The 3517-nt window shown below is 61.5% G+C and carries 4 protein-coding genes; 2 read left to right on the top strand and 2 right to left on the bottom strand.

Annotated features, from left to right (window positions below):
* Positions 1-638, top strand: a 638-nt coding sequence (locus tag P792_RS0119450; RefSeq protein ID WP_031241189.1) for an OmpA family protein, incomplete at its 5' end; no start/stop codon positions are given.
* Between the two features lie 122 nt (positions 639-760).
* On the opposite strand, the gene cysK is transcribed toward P792_RS0119450, so the two are convergent.
* Positions 761-1762, bottom strand: a complete 1002-nt coding sequence (gene cysK / locus P792_RS31585; RefSeq protein WP_023979356.1) for a cysteine synthase A — start codon at positions 1760-1762, stop codon at positions 761-763.
* Between the two features lie 129 nt (positions 1763-1891).
* Here cysK and P792_RS31580 point away from each other — a divergent pair, with 129 nt between their 5' ends.
* A complete protein-coding gene (locus tag P792_RS31580) occupies positions 1892-2341 on the top strand; it encodes an Rrf2 family transcriptional regulator (protein ID WP_023979355.1) in 450 nt (149 codons plus the stop codon).
* Between the two features lie 132 nt (positions 2342-2473).
* On the opposite strand, the gene P792_RS31575 is transcribed toward P792_RS31580, so the two are convergent.
* Positions 2474-3010: a hypothetical protein gene (locus P792_RS31575; RefSeq protein WP_235075489.1), complete on the bottom strand. Its 537-nt coding sequence runs from the start codon at positions 3008-3010 to the stop codon at positions 2474-2476.
* Positions 3011-3517 lie beyond the last annotated feature (507 nt).

The raw sequence follows: 3517 nt of genomic DNA, 5'->3' as shown, positions 1-3517 counted from the left end.
CCTATCAGGGCATCTTCGGCCTGTCCTTCCCGGTGCCTTTTGCCGTCGGTCTGTCTTTCACCACCGAGTATCGCTTCTATTCGCTGCTTGGCCCCAACGGCCATCACGCAACGGGCTATGGCAGCATCGGCGGTTACGACACGCCGCGCCCTGCAGGGGCGATGGATGGCAATCGTGTTACCCGCAACGATTTCAACCACTCCCTGCTGCTGGGTCTGCGTTACGAGTTCAATCCTGCCCCGCCGCCGCCGCGCAGCGTTCCGGTCATGACCGCCCCTGCCCCTGCACCGGCGCGCAGCTATCTGGTCTTTTTTGACTGGGATCGTGCAGAGCTGACCGAAAGGGCACGCTCGATTGTCGGTACGGCCGCGCAGAACTCGACCCACACGCAGCTGACCCGCATCGAAGTGAATGGCTACACGGATAACAGCGCGGCTCATCCGGGCTCCCGTGGCGCCAGCTACAACCTGAAGCTTTCACAGCGTCGTGCCGATGCCGTGCGTGCTGAGCTGATCCGCGATGGCGTGGCCGGTGGGCTGATTGCCGTCAAGGGCTATGGTGAGAGCAACCCGCTTGTCCAGACCGGCCCCAACACGCGTGAACCGCAGAACCGCCGTGTAGAAATCATCCTGCACTGATCAGGGCCACCACGCTGCCTGACAGGCCGCGTGGTGGATCGACGTGCTACGGACATGGTCGGATGACAATGAAACAGGCCCTGAGCCGCTTGGCGGATTCAGGGCTTTTTCATGCCTGGTGATCAGACAAGCCCGTTGAAGAGTGACGTCGAGAGGTAGCGCTCTGCAAAGGACGGTACGATCGAGACGATCGTCTTGCCGGCGTTTTCCTCGCGCTGCGCCAGCGCAAGAGCGGCATGGAGCGAGGCCCCGGAAGAAATACCGATGGGGATACCCTCGATGCGGGCACAGCGCCGTGCCGCCGCCATCGCATCGCGCTCGGACACCGCCAGCACGCCGTCGAGCAGTGAGGAGTCGAGCGTGTTCGGACAGAATCCGGGGCCGATACCCTGGATACCGTGCGGGCCGGGATCATCGCCATTCAGCACCGCACTTTCGGCGGGCTCGACGCCCCAGAACTGCATCTCGGGCTTTCGGGGACGCAGGGTGCGGGCGATCCCTGTCAGCGTGCCCCCTGTACCGACACCTGCCACCACCAGATCGACCTTGCCCTGCGTATCCTCCCAGATCTCCTCGGCGGTGGTCAGGGCATGAATTTCCGGGTTCGCGGGATTATCAAACTGGCTTGGCATCCAGGCATCGGGCAGCGAGGCGACGAGTTCTTCTGCGCGAAGAATGGCCCCGGCCATGCCGCGGGCTGCGGGCGTCAGTTCAAGCTGGGCATCCATCATGCGCAGCATCTTGCGTCGCTCGATCGAGGCACTCTCGGGCATGGTCACGATCAGCCTGTAGCCCAGAGCCGCCGAGGCGAAAGCCAGGGAGATACCGGTATTGCCTGAGGTCGGTTCCACCAGAACGGTACGTCCCGGTGTGATGTCGCCCCGGGCTTCGGCCTGCTGGATCAGGGCGAGGCCGATACGATCCTTTACCGAGCCGAGCGGGTTGAAGAATTCCAGTTTCAGCAGCAACCGGGCATGGAGCTTGTCAGCCTCGGTGAGGCGCGGGACAGCCACAAGCGGCGTACCGCCCACCGTTTCGAGAATCGACTCATAGACACGGCCCCTCGGTGCGGCATAGCGCGATGCGAAACCACGCGCCTCGTCCTTTTCGTGTCGAATGGTCATAGATGGGTCCCTCGTATGAGATGGCAGGACGATGATTCCTGCAATGTCGGCTTTCCTGCGATGCCGGCCTGTGATTTGCAGGCAATAACTGCTACATTACGCGTAATTTGTCATTGAGGAAAAATCTGCATGTATCTCCGCAGGGACAGGGCGATGGTTGCCGTGATCATCATGGTCGATGTGGCTTTCCATGCTGGGCGCTCAAGCCTGGTGAGCGGCGGGGATATCGCCGAACGCGCAGGGCTGGCCCGCCGTGGGATCGAACCTCTGCTTCAGGCGCTGTCACGCTCGGGATTGCTGGAAAGCGTGCGTGGGCCCCGTGGCGGCTATCGCCTCGGGCGGCCACAGCGCGATATCGGCCTCGATGAGATTGTGCGCGTAGTTGTGTCAGACGATGCCGGGACCGAGGAGACAGCTCAGGGAGCGCTTTTCCGCAGCGTTATTGAGCCTTGCTGGCAGGTTCTGGATGAGACGGTTCGCAGTGAAATGGCCGCCCTGACCCTTGAGGAAATGGTGCGCCGGGCGGAGGCTGCGGGCCTCAGACGGCCCGTCCACGAGCCGATTTCGTTTTCGATCTGAAGGAAACGCAGGGTCGGAGCTGATAACACGCGCGCGGGAAACAGCCCCGCCGCACTTAGGTCTATTGCCTGAAACCACCCCTTGGGAGGTTTGACCCGGGGGGCTCCTGGAAAAGCCCCCCGGCTGTGACCCTTACTTCTTGCTGGTCTTGCGACGTGTCGCTGTACGCTTCGCAACTGGCTTCTTGGCCGCAGGAGCCAGAACAGGCGCTGGCGGGGCAGCAACGGTCACGCCGGTTGCATCGACCATGGCATTGACGGTCAGCTTCGTACGCGGCTCGGTACCGCCGGGGATCAGGATCGCTGTGAAGCTGTCCTTGCCTGCATAGGCCGTGCTGGGCGTATACGTCACATAGGTATGGTCATCGAAATTATACATGAATGCCTTGCCGTGCTCGGGGGCAGGCGAGACACCGAACGAACGGTAATTGGTGTTGCCCGGCTTTTGCACGGACAGGGCACACAGACCGTCATCGCTACGCACGGTCATGTCGACCGTCATGCTGCCATCGGCCGCCGTCTTGACCGGGGTCGTCTTACAGACGGCAGAGACCTTCTGGTAGCCGAAGGGATTGGGGGGCACGACGCGCTGCACGACAGGCTTTGTTGCGCAGGCCGCCAAGGTCAGGGCCGAAACGAGAGTAATTGCAGAACCACGCAGTCGCACCATCAACTCCACTGATCACATGTCATCGAAAATCGATTCTGCCTTCTTTGTACCAGCAGGCCCGACACAAGATGTTCAGACGCGCGCCGTGCGCACCTGAAAACAAATTCATCAATGGCCCTAGCGCAAGCCGCGCCCCGCAGGAAGGGGGAAGCGGGGGCTGAAACAAAAGAAAAGGGCACTCAGGTTTTTTTTTACAAAATCGGCCTATACCCTTGCCTGCGGGCATTTTCTCGCCGCAATTGCTGCGACATAATCGAATAAAGTTCCGTATTGCAGAACACCGCGTGATCCGGTGCGCTGCCCGCCTGCCCTGCCCGGAGCATTTCCGGCTTTCCAGTTTGTGCCCTTGTGGAGTCCCTTGATGTCGTTTTCAGCCCGGCAACGTCTCCTGCGCCCGTTTGCGCGTCTCACCGCCTGCGCCTTTGTCGCTGGCAGCTTTTTCGCCTCCGGTGCCGCTTACGCCGCCGGGTGCAGCGAATCACCCGCCCATGAAGCCTTCAATGTGCA

Source organism: Asaia sp. SF2.1 (genome assembly GCF_000505765.1).
Lineage (GTDB): Bacteria > Pseudomonadota > Alphaproteobacteria > Acetobacterales > Acetobacteraceae > Asaia > Asaia bogorensis.
Note: the sequence above shows the minus strand (reverse complement) of the source record. Positions and strands in the feature narration are given on the sequence as shown.